This window comes from uncultured Clostridium sp. (assembly GCF_963527835.1).
Lineage (GTDB): Bacteria > Bacillota > Clostridia > Clostridiales > Clostridiaceae > Clostridium.
In genome coordinates this window covers 1-23,529 of sequence record NZ_CAURTC010000044.1, presented here as the reverse complement: position 1 = coordinate 23,529, position 23,529 = coordinate 1, and the positions used below count along the sequence as shown (strand labels likewise).

The 23,529-nt window shown below is 27.3% G+C and carries 32 protein-coding genes and 1 pseudogene; all 33 read right to left on the bottom strand.

The window, feature by feature from the left end; translation table 11 throughout:
- Positions 1 to 33 precede the first annotated feature (33 nt).
- Positions 34 to 204, bottom strand: coding sequence for a T6SS immunity protein Tdi1 domain-containing protein (locus RYM86_RS16090; protein WP_315081754.1), 171 nt, complete (start codon positions 202 to 204; stop codon positions 34 to 36).
- Between the two features lie 278 nt (positions 205 to 482).
- Entirely contained in the window at positions 483 to 986 is a 504-nt protein-coding gene (locus RYM86_RS16085) for an isochorismatase family protein (protein ID WP_315081753.1), read from the bottom strand.
- A gap of 51 nt (positions 987 to 1,037) precedes the next feature.
- A complete protein-coding gene (locus tag RYM86_RS16080; protein WP_315081752.1) occupies positions 1,038 to 1,550 on the bottom strand; it encodes a GrpB family protein in 513 nt (170 codons plus the stop codon).
- Positions 1,551 to 1,587: 37 nt separating this feature from the next.
- Complete coding sequence (locus tag RYM86_RS16075) at positions 1,588 to 1,857, bottom strand: hypothetical protein (protein WP_315081750.1); 270 nt, start codon at positions 1,855 to 1,857, stop codon at positions 1,588 to 1,590.
- Positions 1,858 to 1,897: 40 nt separating this feature from the next.
- Positions 1,898 to 2,407, bottom strand: a complete 510-nt coding sequence (locus RYM86_RS16070) for an SMI1/KNR4 family protein (RefSeq protein WP_315081749.1) — start codon at positions 2,405 to 2,407, stop codon at positions 1,898 to 1,900.
- Between the two features lie 47 nt (positions 2,408 to 2,454).
- On the bottom strand, positions 2,455 to 3,267 hold the full coding sequence (locus RYM86_RS16065; RefSeq protein WP_315081747.1) for a hypothetical protein: 813 nt from the start codon (positions 3,265 to 3,267) through the stop codon (positions 2,455 to 2,457).
- Between the two features lie 146 nt (positions 3,268 to 3,413).
- Positions 3,414 to 3,992: a type 1 glutamine amidotransferase family protein gene (locus RYM86_RS16060; RefSeq protein ID WP_315081746.1), complete on the bottom strand. Its 579-nt coding sequence runs from the start codon at positions 3,990 to 3,992 to the stop codon at positions 3,414 to 3,416.
- A gap of 48 nt (positions 3,993 to 4,040) precedes the next feature.
- Positions 4,041 to 4,985, bottom strand: coding sequence for a YafY family protein (locus tag RYM86_RS16055; RefSeq protein ID WP_315081745.1), 945 nt, complete (start codon positions 4,983 to 4,985; stop codon positions 4,041 to 4,043).
- Positions 4,986 to 5,089: 104 nt separating this feature from the next.
- Positions 5,090 to 5,626 carry a GNAT family N-acetyltransferase gene (locus RYM86_RS16050; RefSeq protein WP_315081744.1) on the bottom strand — a complete coding sequence of 179 codons (537 nt, stop codon included), beginning with the start codon at positions 5,624 to 5,626 and terminating at the stop codon, positions 5,090 to 5,092.
- Positions 5,627 to 5,689: 63 nt separating this feature from the next.
- Positions 5,690 to 6,223, bottom strand: a complete 534-nt coding sequence (locus RYM86_RS16045) for a GNAT family protein (protein ID WP_315081743.1) — start codon at positions 6,221 to 6,223, stop codon at positions 5,690 to 5,692.
- A gap of 62 nt (positions 6,224 to 6,285) precedes the next feature.
- Positions 6,286 to 7,167, bottom strand: coding sequence for a type II CAAX endopeptidase family protein (locus tag RYM86_RS16040; protein ID WP_315081741.1), 882 nt, complete (start codon positions 7,165 to 7,167; stop codon positions 6,286 to 6,288).
- 218 nt (positions 7,168 to 7,385) lie between these two features.
- Positions 7,386 to 8,252, bottom strand: a complete 867-nt coding sequence (locus RYM86_RS16035; protein WP_315081739.1) for a metallophosphoesterase — start codon at positions 8,250 to 8,252, stop codon at positions 7,386 to 7,388.
- A 17-nt stretch (positions 8,253 to 8,269) separates the two neighbouring features.
- Entirely contained in the window at positions 8,270 to 8,644 is a 375-nt protein-coding gene (locus RYM86_RS16030; protein ID WP_399547928.1) for a bleomycin resistance protein, read from the bottom strand.
- A gap of 64 nt (positions 8,645 to 8,708) precedes the next feature.
- A complete protein-coding gene (locus RYM86_RS16025; protein WP_315081738.1) occupies positions 8,709 to 9,782 on the bottom strand; it encodes an LD-carboxypeptidase in 1,074 nt (357 codons plus the stop codon).
- A gap of 85 nt (positions 9,783 to 9,867) precedes the next feature.
- Entirely contained in the window at positions 9,868 to 10,023 is a 156-nt protein-coding gene (locus RYM86_RS16020; protein ID WP_315081737.1) for a hypothetical protein, read from the bottom strand.
- Positions 10,024 to 10,126: 103 nt separating this feature from the next.
- Positions 10,127 to 10,678 (bottom strand): GNAT family N-acetyltransferase, encoded by a 552-nt coding sequence (locus RYM86_RS16015; RefSeq protein ID WP_315081736.1) that lies wholly within the window; start codon positions 10,676 to 10,678, stop codon positions 10,127 to 10,129.
- Between the two features lie 99 nt (positions 10,679 to 10,777).
- Positions 10,778 to 10,978, bottom strand: a complete 201-nt coding sequence (locus RYM86_RS16010; RefSeq protein ID WP_315081735.1) for a hypothetical protein — start codon at positions 10,976 to 10,978, stop codon at positions 10,778 to 10,780.
- Between the two features lie 99 nt (positions 10,979 to 11,077).
- Positions 11,078 to 11,521: a GNAT family N-acetyltransferase gene (locus RYM86_RS16005; protein WP_315081733.1), complete on the bottom strand. Its 444-nt coding sequence runs from the start codon at positions 11,519 to 11,521 to the stop codon at positions 11,078 to 11,080.
- A gap of 317 nt (positions 11,522 to 11,838) precedes the next feature.
- Entirely contained in the window at positions 11,839 to 12,360 is a 522-nt protein-coding gene (locus RYM86_RS16000) for a GNAT family N-acetyltransferase (RefSeq protein WP_315081732.1), read from the bottom strand.
- Positions 12,361 to 12,420: 60 nt separating this feature from the next.
- Entirely contained in the window at positions 12,421 to 12,942 is a 522-nt protein-coding gene (locus RYM86_RS15995) for a cysteine hydrolase family protein (protein WP_315081731.1), read from the bottom strand.
- Between the two features lie 71 nt (positions 12,943 to 13,013).
- Positions 13,014 to 13,649 (bottom strand): chloramphenicol acetyltransferase, encoded by a 636-nt coding sequence (locus tag RYM86_RS15990; RefSeq protein WP_315081764.1) that lies wholly within the window; start codon positions 13,647 to 13,649, stop codon positions 13,014 to 13,016.
- 31 nt (positions 13,650 to 13,680) lie between these two features.
- Positions 13,681 to 14,406, bottom strand: coding sequence for an alpha/beta hydrolase (locus RYM86_RS15985; RefSeq protein WP_315081729.1), 726 nt, complete (start codon positions 14,404 to 14,406; stop codon positions 13,681 to 13,683).
- Positions 14,407 to 14,522: 116 nt separating this feature from the next.
- Complete coding sequence (locus RYM86_RS15980; RefSeq protein WP_315081728.1) at positions 14,523 to 15,023, bottom strand: DNA topology modulation protein; 501 nt, start codon at positions 15,021 to 15,023, stop codon at positions 14,523 to 14,525.
- 241 nt (positions 15,024 to 15,264) lie between these two features.
- Entirely contained in the window at positions 15,265 to 15,810 is a 546-nt protein-coding gene (locus RYM86_RS15975) for a flavodoxin domain-containing protein (RefSeq protein ID WP_315081726.1), read from the bottom strand.
- 64 nt (positions 15,811 to 15,874) lie between these two features.
- The gene (locus tag RYM86_RS15970) at positions 15,875 to 16,342 is read right to left on the bottom strand and encodes a VOC family protein (RefSeq protein WP_315081724.1); all 468 of its coding nucleotides are present in this window, start codon (positions 16,340 to 16,342) and stop codon (positions 15,875 to 15,877) included.
- A gap of 357 nt (positions 16,343 to 16,699) precedes the next feature.
- Positions 16,700 to 17,515 carry an alpha/beta hydrolase gene (locus RYM86_RS15965; RefSeq protein WP_315081722.1) on the bottom strand — a complete coding sequence of 272 codons (816 nt, stop codon included), beginning with the start codon at positions 17,513 to 17,515 and terminating at the stop codon, positions 16,700 to 16,702.
- A 138-nt stretch (positions 17,516 to 17,653) separates the two neighbouring features.
- Positions 17,654 to 18,268 carry a DUF3267 domain-containing protein gene (locus RYM86_RS15960; protein WP_315081720.1) on the bottom strand — a complete coding sequence of 205 codons (615 nt, stop codon included), beginning with the start codon at positions 18,266 to 18,268 and terminating at the stop codon, positions 17,654 to 17,656.
- 259 nt (positions 18,269 to 18,527) lie between these two features.
- Entirely contained in the window at positions 18,528 to 19,193 is a 666-nt protein-coding gene (locus tag RYM86_RS15955; RefSeq protein ID WP_315081719.1) for a 3-oxoacid CoA-transferase subunit B, read from the bottom strand.
- Positions 19,194 to 19,847 (bottom strand): 3-oxoacid CoA-transferase subunit A, encoded by a 654-nt coding sequence (locus tag RYM86_RS15950; protein ID WP_315081718.1) that lies wholly within the window; start codon positions 19,845 to 19,847, stop codon positions 19,194 to 19,196. It lies immediately after the preceding gene.
- Positions 19,848 to 19,937: 90 nt separating this feature from the next.
- Positions 19,938 to 20,099, bottom strand: a complete 162-nt coding sequence (locus RYM86_RS15945; protein WP_315081767.1) for a hypothetical protein — start codon at positions 20,097 to 20,099, stop codon at positions 19,938 to 19,940.
- A 760-nt stretch (positions 20,100 to 20,859) separates the two neighbouring features.
- Entirely contained in the window at positions 20,860 to 21,600 is a 741-nt protein-coding gene (locus RYM86_RS15940) for an acetoacetate decarboxylase (protein ID WP_315081717.1), read from the bottom strand.
- 346 nt (positions 21,601 to 21,946) lie between these two features.
- Complete coding sequence (locus RYM86_RS15935) at positions 21,947 to 22,336, bottom strand: VOC family protein (protein ID WP_315081716.1); 390 nt, start codon at positions 22,334 to 22,336, stop codon at positions 21,947 to 21,949.
- A gap of 316 nt (positions 22,337 to 22,652) precedes the next feature.
- Positions 22,653 to 23,162 (bottom strand): annotated as a pseudogene (locus RYM86_RS15930) (GyrI-like domain-containing protein); the annotation flags it as partial.
- Between the last annotated feature and the right edge of the window lie 367 nt (positions 23,163 to 23,529).

Genomic DNA, 23,529 nt, shown 5'->3' with positions numbered 1-23,529 from the left:
TAAATTGAAATTTTAGTAATATATACTGTAAAATTATTTGCCTAATTGAAACAATAAACTTTGATGTACACTTGCATCCCCTTTATCAATTGATTCTACCGATTCTTTACCACCTAGTATAATCGCTGGTACAAAGAAGTATATATCATTTGGTTTCAAGCATCCTTTTGAATCATATGATTGGGCAAATAATTCTTTTTTCAATATTTTATTGTAGTTATCTTCATCTACTATATATGATTAAAAAACTCATCTAAACTGTATGAGCATACTGTAATGTTTCTATAATGAATATTAAGAAAACAAATATCCTCATTAACTTTTGATAATTTGCGATAATAGTTAATAAACTTTATTATTCCATTACCATAGTTTCCAAATCCATATTCTTGCCAAAAGTTCAATAATTCAGATTGTAATTATTCTATTTCCATTGCTAATTCTTCATAATTATTTTATTCTTCCTGTTACTTCTTATAACTTTACTTAAATTGTACTCCTTGCTCTTTTAACTGTTTATTATATTTGTCTGCCTTATCATTAAAAGTAGTACCAATTCCTCTTGTATTCATTGTAACTTTAAATCTTAACTCTAATGCTGCAAAAGCTGTAAGGGCAACACAACCCCCTCCATCTACGCCAACAATTTCAACCTCAGTTGTATTAGAATTCATTAACTCCTCTATCAATTTTTTGTTTGAAAAAGCATTACTCTCATATTTCTTAAATATTTTATTATTAACAACAGATAAATCACTTACAATATCTGCTTCATAACTTCCATCAAACGCCTTGAATGGAGCACATTTATTACTCAAATTATCCTCCATTATATTTACTATGTAATATACATTCTGTGGTTCATATTTTGAAATAATCATATTCACATTTTTAATAAGTTCTAAATTTTTATATTTAAATAATGCTGCATGATTTTTACCAACACAAAAATTTTGCATATCAATTACTAATAAAGCTCTCTCCATATAGCCCTTCTCTTATTTAGTTAATTTATAACACTCATCTTAACTTAAAACTTATTTTTCTAATCCACATTTCTTATATATTTCTAAAATTATTTGTTGTTTTCCTTTAATATAAGAATCTATATCTTCAGGATATTTTAATGCCATATTTTTTTTAATAACACTATACATATCTTTATCTTCTTTATGTTTTCTTAGATAATCTTTAAAAGTAACATGACGATATAACTCTTTGTTGTCTTTACCACATACATATAAATGATGTGCCATCAAATGTGGTTTATTTGAATATTTGAATGCTTCTCTACCATATATGCCTAAGTCACCTTCATGAATATAGCCAAGGTTTTCCAATGCTTTTTTAACTTCATCAAAGTTTCTATCAATCACAATATCAATATCTATAATTAGCTTTGCTGATAATCCTTCAACTGATGTACTACCAATATGCTCAATTGAAATAATTTTTCCAGATAAAACTGCTAATAATTCATCTTTTATACTTTCAAAACCCTCTTTCCATTTTTGATTATAATCTTCTACTATTACGTGTTTAGTTATCATCAAAAATCTCCCTTCCAAATTGGAATTTGTATCTCTCTCAATACCATGCCACCATTCCAACTTCTCTAACAATTCCTTTATAATAATCATTTAGTATACTTCTAACAGCATGATCAGCATACCAATACCAGTGCTCATTTAATTCTTCTGCATATCGCTCAAAATCTTTTTCTGCAGATTCAATCTCTATTGTCTCTAAAATCTTATCAAAAATAATCATACCTGGCTTAAAATTTTTATTATCTTCTGGATAATACTTATATTTAATACACTTTTCATCATTAATTTCCAAATAATAATAAACCATAAACTATCCTCCACTATAAATTGGAATTTGAAAATCTCATTCAATCAATTTTAATCATTCCGCTGTCAATACATAGATATGATTCCATATCCGTAATTTTAAATAAAGCAAAATATTCACAAGTTTCAGAATCAAATCTTTTAGAAAGAATAGGACATTCCTCCAGCATAATTCTCTTCTCTTTTAAATCCTTTGTTTCTATTGCCTTTCCTGCAACCCCAATGTCAGGATATTCCCACTCTTCAATCCAAAATCTACTTCCAAATTCTCCACGCAATGAGCATGATTTATCTAAAGCAATACTAAATAATCCTGTTATGCCTATATGGTCTTCTGCCCAGCTGGTAGGAGTTTTTGTACGAATAGCATCTTTCTTCAGAAGTCCTCCATTATGAATACGCATTAACTCTATATATGATTTAGGCAATTTATACAATATTTCCTGCTCTACCTGTTTTATTATTTCATCTGTAGGATAGTCAGATATATATTCTTTATATGAATATTCACAATCATCCCAAAGATTTTTCAATATATTATCATCAAACATAATTACTCAACTCCTATATAAATTAATACAAATTGCAATTTATCTACCTAATAGTTCATATAAAAAATACTTATTGTCTCTCTATCATTTAGATAATAACCCTTTGCCTTTTTTGTGATAATTTCAATATCTTCATCCAGCTTAATTAATTGACCATTTCCCAAGGTCTTATTATCCATTATTAAACCAAATAAAATTATGTCTATAATTTTCTGCATTACTTCTACTTCGTACTCTATATGTACCAACTCTATTTCTAATTTATTGAATATATTTAATCCTGTTGTAAAAGCTCCTATTTTCCCATCTTCTTCTCTAACACAATTAATATTTATCCAATTTTCATATGGAAGATAATAATCATTATGTTCTAATGCTGCTTTCATAATGTTCATATAATTACGATAACTATTTTTTTCAATGATTAAGCCAGAATATGCATTATACATGCATATTCCATCAGACATTCCCATAAATGAACAACAGACCTGCGTAAATATAGAGCAAGTTTTAATCTGATTTAAACATTCATTTTTTAAAATACCAACAACCATAAAAGCCTTATGATTTTTAACACATTCTTCTGCATCTCTCCAAAATGGATTTCTTTTTGCAGCTTCAATTGGTGAATCATCTGGATATATTGCTTTCATAAATGAACATACAAACTGAATTTTATCTATATCAAAATTAACATATGTAATCATATCATCACTTCTTATTTCTGCTTCTAATTTTATTCCCCAATCTTTTTCAAATATATCTATAAATGATTCTGCATCAAATTCAATATCATTAAATATCCCATACTGCACACATTTATATCCTTCTTTTTTCTTTCCTAATTCAAATAATTCCATTGCTAATCTCCTTACAAATTTCCATTTATCTATTGGTTAATTATAACATAAATTGTAAATATAATATCATTCAGTTTTCTGTACAAAAATAAAAAGTCATAACAATTAAAAATCATTACAACTCCTTATATTTCTAATCAACTTATTTAATTTTGATAGTACCCCAATTTATGAAACCTATACCATTCATTAATCTTATCTGCAGGTTTAACATTTAAATATAACATAATTTCTTTAGCAAATTCTAATGTGGCTGTTCCATTTGCAGTAATAATATTACCATCACTCACTGCTTGTTTTTCAATATAATTACTATCACCTTTATAATGAGGAGCCTTTAACTTCAAAAACTCTAATGTATTACTTGAATGTTTTCTGTCATCCAAATAACCATTTTCACCCATAAAAAAAGTCGCACCGCAAATTGCTGCTACTGGAATATTATTATCAACTGCATAATCAACTATAGGTTTAATATCATTATTTTTCTCTTCCATCCATGCATCACCACCAATTAATATCAGCATTGCAAATTTCTTAGGATAATCATTTATAGAATAATCGGGAATTGTATGAAAACCTCCCATAGATATCTTAGATTCTTTATCAAAACTTAAAGTTTTAACAACATAATCTGTTTCTGGTGTATTAAGTTCTGAGCATATGTAAGCACTCTCCCAGTCAGCATATCCATCAAAAATAAATATAAGTATTTCTTTTTTCATTCTCTAGCACATCCTTTCTAAAAGATTATATATAAAAAAAGATGACACCTATATGTCATCTTTATAAATTTTGCTCATCTTTTTTATTCGTAATCTTACTTTTTCTTTTAATTTTAGTGGTGATATAACCTTAACTTTGTCCTGCATACCTATAACCAAATCTGCAATCCAATCTAAATCACTAACTTGAAATATTATGTTTCCTTTTTCTTCATTGCTTTTTCTTTGAAAAAATTTTGCATCAATTTTATTTGTTAGAGCAAATTCATTAATGATGTGGTATTCTAATTTGACACTATATAAGGTTTCTAAATCTTCATTTTGAAACAAATCGGCACCAAAATCATTCCTAAAATCAATTTTTTCAATTAACTTACAATTAAAATTTTTATTTAAAATTTTATATGAAGCAATTCTATTAATCTTAAACAAACGGAATTCATTCTTCTCTTCACACAAACCATATAAGTACCAATATGACTGTTTAAAAACAAGTTTATATGGATGAATAATTCTCATTTTTCTAGAACTTTTAGAAATATATTCAATACAAATACAATTGTGATTTTCTATTGCTTCATGCAAATCAGTAACCTTTTTCTGTGTAATACTATCTTGAAACCATGATGATAAATCAATTAAATAATCACTTTCTGAAAACATAGTTTTTGTTTCTTCTGGTATTATTTTTGCCATTAGATTTATTAGGTCATTGTTTCTATTAATGCTCATTAATCCAGAGAGCGCAGTAAAAATATTTTTTATATCATTCTTAGAAAAAATACTTTTTTTATATTTATATCCTTCAACAACTGATACTCCACCACCAATACCTGAATATGTGATTATAGGAATTCCTGATTTATTTAGTGTATCCAAATCACGAAAAATTGTACGCTTAGAGACTTCGAATCTTTCTGCTAAATCTTTTATTGTAATTCTTTCTGTATTAACTAGTATATTTAGTATTCCTAATAATCTATCAATTTTCATAGTATCACACTTTCTATATCAATTATTTAGTTAAAATTAAAAATGAGGGCTTTCATTTTTCCTCACTAAATTACTATTTCAATTACTTTACTTTAAATTTGAATTTATCTATACTTACGGAAATAGTAATAACTGTCACTTTCCATATTAGGTTGTTTATGGCTTATAGGCGTTCTTTTCTCAAACAGTTCAAATCCAGCCTTTTCTGCCACTCTACAAGATGCTGTATTGGCACAATCAATTGTCAAAATTAAATAAGGCATATCAGATACACTAATGCACCAATTAAACAATGCTTTAAGTGCTTCTGTTGCATATCCATTTCCTGCATAATCTTGATCTACAAAATAGGCTATTTCTACTTCATTTACGGTATCTTCTAATCCCATACCTACCATACCAATTAATTCATCTGTGTCTTTTTTAGCAATACCATATCTCTTATTTTCATAAATATCTTTTGAATCTTTCTGTGTTTGTAGCCAATCAATATATCCATAGAATCTGTCTGCTACAGAGCTGTTTTCTGACCAATCTTTCATAAAACGAAGCATATCTTTTTGCCAAACAATTTTTAACAAGTTTTTTTCATCTTTGTGCTCTAAATCACGTATTTTTAATCTTTTAGTTTCTATTAACATCTTCATTCTCTCTTTCTGATTATATAATAATCTATAAATTACTATTTTAATTATTCAAATTTATTAATGTTTATATAACTTCCAATCATTTTTATTCCAAACATATTCAACAAATGACTTGAAAGTTTTTTTCAATGATTCTGCATAAAATGTTCCTTCTTGTTCAAAAGTAAAACCACATTTTTCAATTAAATGTTTAGATGGTCTGTTATTTTGAAAACAACAGGCATACACATATTCAATTCCATTACAGAATAAATAGTCCAGAATTGTGTATACTACTTCTGTCATAATTCCTTTATTCTGATAGTTACGGTTCAGTACAAATCCCAATTCTTTTGTATCTTCTCTTCCATTTTCAGAATCATTATTTATTGCTATATGACCAATCACTTTGTTGTTTTCTTTATTTTCTATAGCAAAAATGTTTTCATTCTGAATATTTTTATTTAACACGTCTTTTGATATTGACAAATTACAATGATGCTGCCATCCTGCCATTTCTCCCACACCATCTTGACTACAGTATTCATTCGAATCCTTTAAGTCTTTCTTTTCAAAGTGACGAAGAATTGTTCTATCAGTTTCTAATATCATATATACCACTCTCTTACAAATTACTATTTTAATTGCTATACTTTAAATTGGAATTTAACAGTTTACTTTAAAAATAAATTCTGAAATATCATAAGAATCATATTGTTAAAGGAATGTATAATAATTGGATACCATAATGTTCTACTTTTACTATATAAACCACCATATAAAATTCCAGCAACAGTTTGTTCTGTAAACACTACTGCTAATGATAATAGAAAATTTCCTGAAGTATTTTCCCATAAAAATAAAGCAAATGGAATATGATATAATCCAAACAAAATACTTGTTATAATTACAGCATTTATTCTATATCTAACTCTCTGCTGCAATATATTTTGTAATATTCCACGAAAGAAAAATTCTTCTGTAAAGCCAGCCATTATCATCATAATTGGTAAATATACTGGTACATTGATAAGCAAATTTAATATATTAGAAGCCACCTTTTGTATTCCAATATTATAATAATAAGTAAGTAAAGATACCATAAGTGGATACATTCCTAAACATACTATGATAATTGATTTTAGATATAATTTAAATTTTGAATCATATAAACCTAACATACATAAGCTTTCTTTAAAAGATATGTTCATAGTTTTCCATAAAATAATAAAAGGAATTATTACAAGCCCAATCCAATGTGTCATCTCATTTACCATGAAAATACTCAGCTTATTAGTGATAAAAGCGAATATAACATAAAAAGCATACCATGCTAGCTCAAAGTAAAGCACTTTAATATTACTAGGCACAATTATCCTTTCGTTTGCTTCAGTGTTCTTTATTAATTTTATCCCAACAAATAATAAAAACAAATATATTGTAGTTTCAGAAATTGTCATTATTACTTCATTATGATGAATTAGTTGATAACTGATTCCCCAAATATAAATCATAAGCATACTAAAAATAATTTTATATTTCTTAATATATTCCATAATGTTCACCTTCAAATTACTATTTATCTTCTAGTAAATTATAGTACATTTAGCAAATACATTGCTATTTATTATTTTTATTGTAAAAACATAACATTTGTTTTTTCTTAATAAAGAATTAATATTATTCAAATAATGGGAATTATTACTTCTATATATCCATTAATTTAAAGTTTATACATGTTCTCCTTTTATACTATAAACAGTTTATATTAATGCTAACTATGATTTAACGTTACTTCAACAATTTCTGGTCTATTAAAAATCCTTAAAGGACAAATACTATTACCCAATCCTCTACTTACAAACATTGTAGATAAATCTTTATTATATATTCCACTTGTATACTTAGGAAATATTCCTTGATCTGGAGCAAATAATCCACCTATCCCTGGAATTCTAACTTGTCCTCCATGAGCATGTCCTGTAAAAATTAAGTCCATATTGTTTTCATAATATAAATCAAAGAGCTCTGGTCTATGAGAAAGTAGTATTTTAAAGTTTTCATTCGTTGACCAGATACTTAATTGTTCTTTCATTTTATTGGTGTTTGTACCATCCATGTAATCAGATGTAAGAAAATCTGGATCTGATAATCCTAATATGTGTATTGAACTGTTCCCCCTTGAAAGTTTAAATGCTGTATTATCAACAATGTGAACACCTGTATCTATCAATTTTTCTTTAATCATAGAAAAATTTCCAGACCAAGCCTCGTGATTACCTGACACATAATATACAGGAGCTATCTCTACAGCCCCTGAAAAAAACATTATTGCAGTATCTAAATCATATTTACGTCTGTCTATTAAATCACCTGTAATAACAATTATATCTGGAGAAATGCTTTTAACTTTGTTTAATAGCTTAACCTGATTTTCACCAAACATTTTATTGTGCAAATCAGAAACATGAGCTATTGTAAAATTATTAAAGTCATCTGGTATCTTAGCGTTTACATAATCAAATTTCGAAATAGTAATACTATTATTTTGCCAAATACAAAAAAATATAAATCCAATAAGAAACATTGTTGCAGAAAATAACACAACGATTCTTCTTGATATTTTTTTTATAATATTCACCCCTTCTCACTACTTTTCTATACATTAATAATTTGTGAAAATCTCAATAAATATCCATCTAGGTCTTGAACTAATATTTCTTTTTCAACATAAGCCTCTCCGTTGGCTTCATATATATTGATCTTTACATTCCTAAATAATTCAATCTTATTCTTGTTTAAAGAAGATATTAAATCATCAACATTTGAGACATTTATCTGAAAATTAACACCTCTGCCAAATGGATGTTCTAATATTACTGTATTCCAATACCCATTTATTTCTTCAATCATAATTTGTGCTTCTTCAAATGAAATAAAGGCAAATTTATCTTCAATACGTTCATATTCTAATTTAAATCCTAAAATATCAATATAAAATTCTTTTGATTTCTCTATATCTTGAACTGACAACTCAGATACTAATCCATTGAATTTTATAAAATTTCACCTTATATATAATATTGAAATTTGTAGTTTAATCAAATAAAGACTCTTTAAATGTAATTATCTTTTCATCCATATTAACCTCTACCTCTATTCCATACGGAATAATACACTTAGGATGAGAATGTCCAAAATTTATATTATATAAAATAGGCAAGTTAGAATTTTTTATTACTTTGCAATAAACCTCTTTATATTCTTCATAATACTGTTCATCTTGAGGCTTTCCTACAAGTATTCCACTTATAACATCAAACACACCTTTTTCTTGTAACGCTAATAACTCTAATTCTAATAATTCAGGTGTTGGCTTTTCTTCACTCGTTTCAAGAAATAGAATTTTATCTTTCCATTCATCTTGTGATGGAAAAATAGCATACTTTTCGCATATTGTGCTTTCATCAGCATATCGAGTGCTAGATAATATATCATATAAACTTTCAAGGCATCCTCCTAAAAGTCTACCTTTAAAACTGCCACAACCTTGTAAGATTTCATATCCTTTTATTTCTGCATGATAAACTCGTTCCTTACCTACTGCATTTGCTGAAAAATCTATTCTTTCATCATACCAAACATCACTTGAAGTAATTATTTTTGGTTCGTCACCTTTAAAATATCCTTGAAATGATGCCTTAGTATGTGGCAACATTTCTTCTCCAAGTTCTGCTAAATCACAAATAAAATTTGGTCCATAGAAACTTGTCATACCAAGCTTATAAAACATAAGGTGGTTGATTGTTGTATCAGAGTATCCTGTAAACAATTTTGGAGTTTTGGTGACTTTTATAATAAATTCTTCGTCTTCTAAAAGATATGGTAATAATCTATATGTATCATCACCACCTATTGCACATATGATTCCTTTTATAGAATCATCCATAAATGCTTCTTTTAAATCTTGAGCCCTTGCCTCTGGATGATTTTTAAGAAATTCAATCCCTTTTAATGAATTTCTCATAAATACAGGTTCTAATCCAAAGTCATTCAATCGTTTAATACCTAAATCTAATTCATGTTTACTAAAATCCTCGCCTAACATACCACTTGATAGACTAACTATTGCAACTTTATCACCTGATAATAGTGCCTTAGGTTTATTCATTTATATAACCTCTTTCCATAATAATTTCGTTTAAAAATTTCTATTAAATAATTTCTAAATAAGATATATCTTTTTAATTGGCTAGTTACAAATTTTTATCTTGCTTTTTAAGCAATTCTCTTATCTCAACTAAAACTTTAAGATTTTCTTTTAGTATTTTTGTATTTGCAGATTGATCAATAGCAAGTTGTATTATTACATAAGATAATAATACTATAATTATCATAAATATAAATCCCATAATATCCCCCATTTTTATACCTAGCTATTCAATAAATAACATTATCAATAGTATGCAACAGACTAATTTTAAACTCTTTTTTCTATTTAGATTGAATTGGTACTTATTTTATAATTCTTACCATGATAATTTCATCACGATATGTTCCATCTTTAAGTTTAAATGCATTCTTTGTAGTACCCCAAACTTCAAATCCATACTTTTTATATAAAACTTGTGCTTTTTTATTATCTGCAAATACACCAAGTTCAATTTGCTCATAACCCATCTTTGGGGCTTGTTCAATTATAGTTTTGAGAAGTATACTCCCAATACCATTGTTCCAATATTTTTCTTTAATAGAAATTCCAAATACTGCTCTATGTTTAAGTTTAACATAATTTCTTACACAACTAATACTAGCATTACCTGCAAGTTCACCATTAACAAATGCAGCAATCATTAAGTCTTTATCACTAGTCAAATTGTTGTTAAGGCATTCTTTTTCTTCATTAATAGTTATTCTAATTTCTTCAGGATATCTAATCATAAAATATGTTTCTTTTGATGTTATTTTTAAATATTCAATCATTTTTTCTGCATCCTGTTCATCTGGACTTCTTAAAATGCATGCTGTTCCATCTTTTAATTCTACTTTACTTTGTCCAAATTTCATTATCATTGTCTCCTTATATTTAAATTACCTTATTTTGACTTGCACAAAAAATATCGCAAATCTCTTTATAAATAATGCAACATTTTAATTTTAAAATATTTAATTAATATTAATAAGACCACACAAACCATCTATAAATCCTTGTACAAAACCTTTAAAAAAATTTGGAATTATATAAATTAAGCATATTAAAATTATAAATACACCTATATTTCTAAGTATTTTATCTTGTTTTTTAGACGTAACTTTAATAAAAATAATTCCTATTACAATTCCAATTAAAGTAATAATATCAAACATATTAATCCCCCAGTAAAAATATTTTAATTCTAAACTTCTCACCATCTAATTTATAAATTCATTCCAGACTTCTTCCTTTTCATTCGTATGCACATCTCACTATTTACCAAGAACTATCAAATCACCAATTACTTTAAATCCATTTTTCTCATAAAATTTCTGTGATGGATAATTCTTTTCTGTATTTAATATCATTCCATTCATTTCTTGTTTTTTGATATCTTCTTCTATTGCTTTTATAAAACAACTTCCAATGCCGTTTCCCTGCATTTCGTAACTAATGCAAAATTCGTCAATATAATATTCAAAACCTTCTATCCAAGGTTTTTTCATACCAATACTTAAGGCTACTACTTTATCATCCAACATGGCTACATAGCCTACAAAGTAGTTATTGTTAAAATAATTATTAAAAAAATTAACTACTTGCTCTCTTGATTCGTAAACGTCATTCCATGGTTCTTTAGTGAATGTGTCAATAAATAAATCCACACAATCATAAATCATATTTTTTTTCATTTTTAATGTAACTAACTTTTCCATACTATACCTCCTCACATATTTACTCATTGTTTGTTCTTTACCTTACAATAATTTACTATTCCGAATCAATTATAACATATATTGTAATTTAAGTATTATTCAGATATTAAATCATGTAATCAATTTATAATATATCAAGTCTATAAAGACACATATTTTCTGAGAATTTCGCAATAAAAAATATCGCAAATTTATTTCTTATGAATAATGCGATATTTATATCTGTTATTAATTTTTAGAATACTATTAATCTTATTGCAGCTTATAGGCTCACAATTAAATGGGAAGTTGTATATTGGTTTAAGTATAGATTATTCTCATAATTTATATTCTAGCTGGTAATCATTTCTATCAATTTCATATAATATATCATTTATTTCCAAATTCTCCTTACACCCTCTCTCAAAATAGAACGCTATTGTTTCCTCACTTGAAGCTGCACAAATATATATTTTCTCAGCGCCCAGATCTTTAGCTGCATTGCAGCATTCATTAAAAAGCTTTTTGCCAATTCCCATATTGCGATACTCCTTGGAAATAAACATCTGATCCAGTAATATATATTTTGCTGTTACACCAAAAATATCACCATTTATAACAGCATATCCAACCATTTTTTCATCATCAAAACAACCAAAAGCTCTTCCCCCACTTTTTATAGACAATAAAAAATGTTCCTTATGCCAAGTTAGTCCATTGGGTAATTCTTTCTCAAGCCAATTTATATCTACTAATTTTTTAATTCCATTTACTTCCCTCCATGCCCTTGCAATATAGCACTCACCATCTATTTCTTCTATTTTGTCCATATCGCTTAACATAAGATTTCTATAATACAATCTATCCCCCTCCTTCTATATTTATAAATTTCCTTTATTCCTACAAATTTAAATTAAAATTTATCTCATCATTTTAAGTGTTTGATCCAAGGAAATACATTCTGCATATCTACCATTCCACATAAATTCATTATAATATTTGTATGTTTGCTCTGCTGACATAAACTTATTGTCAACTGTTGTATTTGAATAAGCTGGAACTATAATATGAAATCCATGTTCAAATCCACATTTTATAGTAGAATCAATACAATAATCTGTTTGAAGTCCTACAATAATTATATCCTTTTCTGCTTTACTTATTAAATATTCTAATAAACCAGTATCCTTAAAAGCACTATTTACTTTTTTATCAAATATTTTTTCTTCTTTAGATGGTATAAACTTTTCATATATTTCAAAACCTTCAGTGCCTTTTGTTAATTCATTTTCAGGACCATCATCATGGCGTACATATATTATTTCTATATTATTTTGCCTTGCTGTAGCAATTATTTTCTCTACATTTGACACAAATACATTGAATTTATATAAATTTTCATTTGTTATTAATTTCTGTGTATCAACAACTAATAAAACCATTTATTTATCCCCCTTACAAGTTTGAATTTATTTTTTATTAATAGCAACTAAAGCACAATTTAAATTATATCTTATAGATACTTCGCAGGATTATCTAAAATTTCTTGAATAATATTAAAATATTGTCCAATGTGTAACCCATCAACTAATGCATGATGTACATCCACAGAAATTGGTAACTTGATATTACTACCTTCTTCAAAATATTTACCCCATGCTATTCTCGGTATGCTATCAACAGGATTCATCTGAATTGGATGAGTTATATTAGTAAATGAAACCCACGGGATGCTGGTAATATATAATAAATCATCTTGTCCTGGTTCATCTTCGATATTAATATTATTTTTTACTATTTCAATTTCCTTTAATGTATTAGTTTTAAACTCATTAAAATTATCTGTGTAGTTTGATCTACAAAAACTAAACACTTCCTCCTCTGTAATTATAGTAAAAGAAGGATTTACAGTTTCATGTTCAATTACTTTATCTCCTCTTATTCTAAGTTTAAATTCTTTTATGCTATTTGCTGTTTTTGTAGAAGCATATAAAATTGATATAAAAAATGGCAATTCATTTTCTTTAATATGTTTATAAAACTTTGTAATATCAATATTTCCACAAATGTTAAAATGAGGGTAATCAACTTGCCTAAAAAAATTATAATGATCTTTTCTCTTCCAATTTTCTATGTCTATAAGTTTCATTAACATATCACTCTCTTTCTAATACTACGCACTAATTTTCTTTATCTATATTAGAAGTAAATATCTTCTTAATCCACTGTTTAAAATATTGTAGTTGTTCTTCAGTATGGAAATAATGTTCTCCATTGTCCATAACTTGTAAATTACAATTAAAACGTTTTGTAAATTCAGATACTACCTCAAACTCACATAAATTATCTTGTAATCCATACAAAATTGATGTTGGTTTACTCCATAATTCAATAGGATGATCTTTTACATAGCAATAATAATCCCAATATAAAGTTTCACCAATAGGCGTTTTAATTTCTTGTTTAGTCTTTAACATTTCTTCACTTATATTGAACCATGTCATCATATTATTTATTATGCGTTCCATATTTACCACAGGTGAGAGAAATAAACATTGTTTCAGAGGTTCATTGCTATATGCTAGTAGACTAAAATATGCTCCCATACTACAAGCAAATACACTTATATTATTTGATAATGATTGTGCATATTTCATAATAATATCAAGATATTTAACACAGTTTTGAACCTTACAATCGTAATCTTCATCTTTACGCTCACCATGTTCAGGCAAATCAAAACTAAGGACTCTATAACCTGCTTTTATTGCTTCTTCCGCAAATATAACAATTACATCGTCTGCCTTATTTGACATATTACCGTGTATCGCTACAAACAATTTATCTGATTTGTCTCCCCACAAAATTGCAGGTATGTTTTCTATTTTTAAATTTTGTTTTATCATTATGTTTTTTCCTTTCTAAAATCTAAAGACTCTCTAATTCTTATGTAGCCTATTGTTTATAAACATCTATAGATTATTATTTTCACCAATTACTAATCTACCTAAAATAATTTATTTTAAAATTTCAGCTCATTTTCAACATCTTTCCTATTTTTACAAACAACCACTTTATCTTTGTATTTGTTGCAAATACTTTGATATCTCATTTTATATTTTTTAGTTCTTCCATCTATTAAAATCCATTTTACAAATTCCAAATCAAATTTTTCCACGCAACCTTCAGCCATGCTTTCTCTAACCTGGTTTTTAGAATTCAAATATCTCTTATATGCCTGCTTTAAACAAACATTTCTTGGAAAATTCATAAATATTATTTTATCTGCTTCTTCCATTCTTCTTTCGTGATAAAACTCAGTATAGTTACCATCTATAATCCATGAATCATTCTCCATAAATTTTTCTACTATAGCTTTGCCTTCTTTTCTGTCACGTTCTTTCCATTCTGCTTCAAAGTTTATAGTGTCCAAATAAAGAATTGGACACTTATGTTTTTCGCTCAACTTCTTTGCAATTGTAGATTTTCCAGAACCACTATAACCAATAATTGCTATTTTCATATTTTTTTCTCCACTTAATTACTATTTATTTAATTTCCATTTAATTACTATCTTTAATTAATTATAGCACATACTGTAAATATCTCATTATATAAAAAATATCTCATTTTCAATTCTGAATAATGTGATATCTTAGGATGATTTCCTGATTTAAAAATAACTAATTTATCATTTTTTGTTTATAAATTAATACTTTAAATATTAAATATCATTGAACAATATTTTTTATCTGATATTATTATCATAAATTCTTAACATATAATACAATTGGCTTAATTGTATCTTTATCTATAAAATTTACTACTTTTCCATAAGTATCAATCATTTCTTTCTCCTCTTCTCTCAGAGATTCATATTTCTTTTTTAATGTCATTTTATACAACATTGACATCATAGATTTGTGTACAATTCCAAGTTTTGAATAATCAATTGCCCCACGCAGATGGAAAATCTTAATTACCTTCTTCATTTCTTCTGAAAGAACTTTATTTAGACCTTCTCTTATACCTTTTACATTGATTCTATCTTTAGGATCAGCTAATCCACAAGTAAATATAATAATATTCTTATTTTTTAGCTGTTTAAATGATTTTGTAATTAATTTTATTCCACTTACTCCTCCAGCATACAGACCTCCACCATATATGATAGTTTCGTAGTATTCTAGTTGATTTGGTGTAACATCTTTTCTTTCAAACAAATCACATGATAATTCTTCTGAAATCCACTCCGCATATTTTTTAGTACTACCATATTTTGATTGATATACAACTACTGTTTTATTCATATCTAACCCCCAATGCAAAATATACAAATCCCTCAATATATTTACTACAGATTATTTTACTTATCTACTTGATGCAAGATTGAACATACTCAACAGGTACATCCATTCTTTTTGCGGTTTCTTCTATTGATAAACCACTTTTCATAAAACGTTTGCACACTACAAGCATGCTTTCTCCAATTTCAATAATATGTTTATCCAGATCATAAAATCTCACTACCCTTTGTCCCCAACTATGCTCTATAACTGGATGAACATATTGAATATCAGTTATGTTATTAATCTTTTCTATAAAACTGTCAAAATTCTCTTCTTCAAAGTATAATTCAGCATTATTACACTCAAATTGAATTTCATCTTCTTGCTTATTAATAAATGCCATCCAACTTTTTTTAGTCTGCAATGATATACCACCAGCTAATGTAACATTTGCTCCAAAATCTAATATAACATTCAATCCAAGTACTTCTTGATAAAATTGTTTTGCTTTCTCCATATCGTTAACAACGATCAACGGATTAGTAAATTTCATAATGCATCCTCCATATCAATATCATATTAATTATCTTTTTCTTCATTTTAAAGCAATTTCCTTCTTACTCCATGTTCATCATCTTATTATAACAATAATAACGTTTATTTTTTCTTAACAAAAGGTTAATATTATCTAAATAATGGATAATAATATAACTCTTCTCTAGTTGGTATTGTAAGTATATTAATGCAATATAAAAAGATAAAATGTGGCAACTAAGTGTGCGTTGCTACATTTTATCTTCCTTTTATCGATTAAATTATTTGTTATATATTCTAGCTACTTTCCATATTGCTTTAATCCATTCATATTAAATTTCTACTATTCTAGGTAAATCATGAACTACAAAAAACCTTATTCCTCGATAAATTTTGTCAATTCTTCGTTAAATTTATCACGCTGATCATAGAACAATCCATGGCCACTGTCTTCAAATGCTACGAGCTTGGAATTTTTAATACCTCGTTTTTGTGATTCAGCTAATGGAAAGAGACAAACTTTGTCATGAATACCATGAAGAATTAAAGTTGGAACACTTATTTTCTCCATATCAAAAAATAAGCTTTCTTCATCTAACCAAGAATTTGCAATTGCGGCAGTAGCCCAGCCTGCGGCCTGTAGTCCCAATTGGAAGAACCAGTCTGAAAAAGGCTTAGTTATATGCTGGAAGAAAAACATGTCTCCAAATCCTTGCAACATTTTAGGACGATCATTATACGTTCCTTGAATAATTTCATTTACAGCTTCTTTTTCTAAACCATATGGAAAATATGAACGTTTTATAAGGCTAGGAGCTGCTGCTGCAAAAAGTGCAAGTTTAGACACTTCATATTCATTATGTCTAGCCATGTATCTAATAGCAATCGCTCCTCCTGTAGAATGTCCTGCTAATATAAAATTTTTTAAATTAAGTACTTCAACTACAGCTCGAACATCATCTGATAATCTATCGTAGCAATATCCTGTGAAGGGCTTGTCTGATTGGCCAAATCCTCTCTGGTCTATACCAATGCATCGATATCCCATTTTTGGAAGCTGATTAAACTGATACTCAAACAGCTTATGACTTCCAGGCCACCCGTGCAGAAATACAATCGTCTTGTTGCCCTTTGGGTTAAGATCCTCTACATAAACTTTTACATCTGATTCTACTTTAACATAATATCCCATGCAAATACCTCTCTTAATAAAATTTCTTCATTATCAGCTTATTCTTTCGGGAACAAATAGATGAATCACATATTTGATTTTTAATACCTGTCAAACTAAAACTGACTGAATAAAGTCTTCAATTTTCATTTTTCCACACTACTTAAAATATGTTTCAAATCCATTATTTAAAACATAAGCTCCATTTGGAACTTGTGTTGCTATCAAACATATATTTAAGCAATCTACGCATGAACCCATTGCATTGAACAAGCAAAGAAAAATTGTATACCCATTTAACCATCCAAGTGCATTTAAAATAAATGGTAATATAATAGATAAAAGTAAAAATGGCATAATTGAAATAAGCAAAAATCTGCTTTTTTTTATTTTTTCAGAGGTTACAACAAATCCGCAAATACCATTTATTCCCCAATATGTTTTATCTGATTTTAAAATATTTGGAATAAAACAAGCATGTAAGAATTCATGTATTGTCATAAAAATAAAAATAACAGGGAAAAATAATAATGTTACTAGATGCAATTCCAATGTAAGGCTGAGTCCTTGATTGCTCTTTAATAAATCTTGTAGTGGTGTATATAAGTTATAGAAAATAAACATTTCAATTGCACCATTTATAAACATAAATGGTGAAGATAATAAAATAGCCAATTTCAAGTTAGATGGTTCTTTTATTTTTTTCCAGTTGTTTAATATAAGTTTTTCACTTAACGCCTTATCTGTATGTGGAAGTTTTTTTATGTATTTCATTTAAAGTAATTCCTTTCATTAACAGCTCGTCTACACTGCATTAAGCTATCTGTAATGCCTAAAGCAAATTTAAGATTTGAAATTTGATAATTGTTTATTAATGATAATTATAACATATTATAATATCAACATATAGACACTTTATTTATATTGAATTTATGTCTAATATATAAACATAAATCCAAAATAAACAGTAGATAATTTTGTTTTTATACAAAATTATCTAAACTCTCATTAAAAAGCCATCATGCTATAAATTTTATACAGCCATACGTCTTATATCATCTGGGATAATTAAATTTGCTTCTGTTAAAGATTTAATTTCATCAATTGTTGTATAATCATTAATCTCCCTTAAAAGTAACCCCTTATCTGTTACTTCAATTACACAAAGTTCTGTAATAATTAAGTTTACTTGTGATTTTGCAGTTAACGGTAATCTACATTTTTTAAGAATTTTAGGTTTTCCTTTTCCAGTATGCTGCATCGCTACAATTACTTTTTTAGCACCTGTTACTAAATCCATAGCACCACCCATACCTGGTACCATTTTGCCTGGAATAATCCAATTAGCTAGACTACCGTCCTCATCTACCTCTAAAGCTCCAAGTACAGTAACGTCAACATGTCCCCCTCTAATTAATGCAAAAGACATAGAACTATCAAAGAATGATGCCTCTGGTAATGCTGTTACACATTGTCCACCTGCATTTATTATATGTGCATCTTCATGTCCTGATGTTGGTACTGCACCCATACCAACCATTCCATTTTCAGATTGAAAGAATATATGCTTCTCTTTTGGTACATAATTTGCCACCAATGTTGGAAGTCCTATACCAAGATTTACAAGTTGTCCTTCCTTTAATTCCTTTTCAACTCTTTTTGCAATTATTTGCCTTGCCAATTTACTATCTGTAATCACTTAGATTACCTCCTTTATTATATAATTTACTAATACACCTGGAGTCATTATATCTTCCCTATTTAAGTCTTCACATTTAACCAAATTTTCTGCTTCCATTATTACAGTATCTGCTGCCATTGCGATATAAGGATTAAAGTTTTTTGTAGTCCCTTTATAACAAGTGTTTCCGAATTCATCTACTATACTTCCCTTTACTAGTGAAACGTCTGCTTTTAATGGAAGTTCTAATAAATATTCTTTACCATCAATTGGAATCTTACGTTTTCCATTTTCTACAATTGTCCCTATCCCCGTTGGTGTTAGTACACCACCTAGACCAGAACCTGCCGCACGTATTCTTTCAATTAATGTTCCTTGTGGAGAAAGTTCTACTTCCATTTCCCCGCTATTCATTCTTCTTCCGGTCTCAGGATTTGTCCCGATATGAGAAGCTATTACCCTTTTCACCTGACCATTTACAACTAATTTACCTATGCCTTTATCTGGGTATCCAGTATCATTCCCGATAATAGTTAAATCTTTTATATTTAAATTTACCAACATATCAATTATGGTTTCAGGAGTTCCACAATCTAAGAAACCACCAATCATAATTGTCATTCCATCTTTAAAAATAGATTTTAGATCTTCGAGTTTAACTGTTTTGTTCATGTTAATATCTCCTTCTTTTTTAAGAATATACAATGCTTCTTATAAATTTAAATTGCTAAATCAATTTAAATACTTATATTAACCTATTATCTAACCTGCAAGTACGCATCTTCTTTGTCTTATAAAATTCCTTACAGAAGTTATGCATTCACCTGTAGGTCCTGCAATAGTAAAAGTTGTAAAACCTTCTGCACCTGGGGTATATTTTGCTACCAATTCATGCTTTAATATTTTATCTTCATATCTTTCCATATTGCTCCTCCTTATAGTTATAAAATTTTCACACAAAAACCCATAAGAGTTTTTGATTTGTATCTTTTATTAATTAGACTATATTTTTAAACCATGTCATATTGTATTATAATGGCGAGTTGGCATTTGAATTTAATTAAAACAAATTATTAATTAAAGCTTTTATTAATTTTCACTATATGGTAACGACTTTAATAAAAATTTCTATAGGATTAAAAAATTTAAGTTATTTGAATATATAGTGTTACTTACAAACGGTGAGACGTTATAAAAAAGTTTTATAAATTCTAAAAATAAGGTAGTAGTTTTATTTAACTATCATTTTGTAAATTTATTGAAATGTTTGTATAAATAGTATATTATCACTAAATTATCCAAAATCAATATTTAAATCGATAAATTTATTGACAGCTAGATAAAACGTTAACAAAACGAGAGCTGGTTATATATTTTAATATCATCAATTCTAAAGAATAATTATAAGAAAATTAAAAATAATATCGAATTTCTCTATTTTTTTTGAAAACCTTTTAATAGATATTAATAAATTTGAGAACTGATAGTATAAATTGTAGTTTGATAATTCTTTATCATTGTTTTCAAAAATGACTATGTTTTAAACATTTATTAAAACTTCTCTAATTTTCTAAAGACTAAAAAAGAATATGATATCTATACTAAATAGAAATCATATTCTTAACTTAGGTTTTTTAATTATTTGTAACAATTGGTGATTTATTTTATTTATTAATATATTAAACTACTTTTTAAGATAATCATATATAACCTCAGGAGATGGAAGGGTTAAGTCTGTAAGAATATGAGAACTAGAAACTATTTCTTTTACAGGCAAATCATTAAATGGTGCCATAGCATGATCAAATAGTTGTAATCTTGCAGGACCAGTCCATGCCTCATGTACAGTAATATCTTTAATTTGTGCAGATATTAGCTCACATATTCTTGGAGTTCCATCATAGTTAGGTATAATTTTTAACATAAAATTAGGACGACAAATTTGCTCCTTTGCCTCATTTAGATCTAAAGGTTTATGCTTATACCCCATAGTTGCTATTGCTACTCTTAATTTTCCATAGTCTAATGTACCAACTAGTGTATCTGAATCAATAAATAGTTTTGGATAACCGAGTTTTTTAGGATATGCACTAAATTCTCTTCCAACAGCAATAGCTGGATGATTATCTAAATACATCATATGCAAATAGTCACCCTTTTTACCATTAAAGCTTACTGGTATAGCCTGTCCACATTCTGTATAAGATCCTAATCCACTTGTATCAGGCATAGCCATCATTTCAAATCTAACTAAAGGATCATCCCCTAATTCTAAAGGTTCTGGTACAACCTTGCGTAAAGCATCAGCATCAGTACGGTATATAATATTAAAATATTCACGATTATGGAACCTATAAGGTCCTCTTGGGAATGCTGGAGCTGTTAGTGGTGTTGTAATTTGTTTAGATACTTCACTTTTTAACATAACTATTCATCTTCTTACCTTAAATATTTGACATTCTCATTTTAACTTAATTGTGTTTTTAAATTATAATGTCATTATAGTATAAATGCTATAGATAGAGACTAAAAATCTTAATACTACAATTTCATATTAATCTAAAACACAGCTTATAATTAAAATTGAAATTTAAGATTTATTAAATGCAAATCAATCTTTGGATATGTCATTACCCTTTAAAAGTATTAATACGTAATGTAAAAATAACCTTAAATACTTTCTTAATAATAATATACCATTATATCCATTTAAAGTAAACTTATAAATAAATTTACAAATACAGATTTATGTTTTAATAAAATTATCAGCCTTATTCTGTTATCTCTATTCGATTTCCATCTGGGTCCAAAATACAACTTTCATAGTAACCATCACCAGTATAACGAGGTTCACTTACTACCATATAACCTGCATTTCTTAATGTTTCAGTAAGTTTACTAACTTTTTCAATACTTCCTACAGAAATAGCAATATGAATTAAACCTATATATTGATTAATAGTATCATTTAAATTAGAAGGAATTATGGGCATCTGCATAATTTCAAGTCTAGCACCGGACTCAAATTTAATAAAATATGATTCAAAATGTTTTTTTTCATTAGTATATTTATCTCCAGCAATGCCATCAAAATAATCTACATAAAATTTCTTTAACTTTTCAATATCTTTAGTCCATATAGCTACATGTTCAATTTTCATATTAGCACATCCTTAATCTTAAATTTATAACAAGTACTCTATAATTATCTATATCCTTTAAAATACCTATTTTACTCGTCTTTTTTTATAATATTATCTTATTATTAATTAATTCTAAAAATAACATTAAATTATACCATATTTCCCAAATATATTATTATTCAAAGAACATCTTCATGTTTTACTATGTTAAATCTACATATTGTAAAAAAAGTTCCCTATAATATGAATATATAGGGAACTCTAGAAGTATCATTTTTTTAATAAAATTACACCATATATGAATATGACATAACATATCTACTGAATATTATGTTTATTTAGTTTTTATCATGTATCTTAAAACTGTTTTTAATTTGTCTTTCTCAGTTTTTCTTGCATCAGACAAATATATCTCTCTGTGAACCATAGATTTCCTTTCATAGCCGTTTTCATTTATAAAATTCAACATTTTTTCAAAAGATGCTGGTTCATCATCATACGAACCTTTGTGCATAATTTGAACAGATAAGCCATCTTCTATTTCATCAAAATATACTTCTTTCAACAATGGGTGTGGTTTCTTTTTATTTACAATTTCAAATGCTTTTGCAACTACTTCATTTGTAACAAAATCAGGTTGTCTTATCATAATTGTATAAAGCAGTTCATCTTTGTTTAAAATATCACTTTTTTTGCCTTCTTCAGTTAAATCCCAAATTCCTTCTAATGGGTATACAGTATATTCAAAATATCCATCTGGAGTAAAACCATTTTTAGGCATCATTCTTACTGCATAGGCTAATGAGTATAAAACACCAATTCTCTCAGAAAAATCTGCATTATTAGTGAAAATATTTTATTATTAATAATTGCAAAAATTATATTTAGTTTCTCTTAATATGAATTTATTAAATATTACTTCCACTTGTCTTGCTTCATATTCCGTTTGAGCTTCTTTACTGTATCAAATCTGCATATTGTAAAAAATAAGCACACTACCATATAAATATATAAGGAACTCTAGGAGTATCAATTTTTAAATAAAATTACACCATATAAGAATGTTGTGCAATAACAATACTGTAAATTATTCATTTCTTTTGAACAATGTAATGATTAAGAATTAACTAACTAAAAGTGCTAACAATATAGCCACACAAATTGTCCCAATCAATGCAAAAATATTAAGAATTTTATTTGTTTTAAAATCT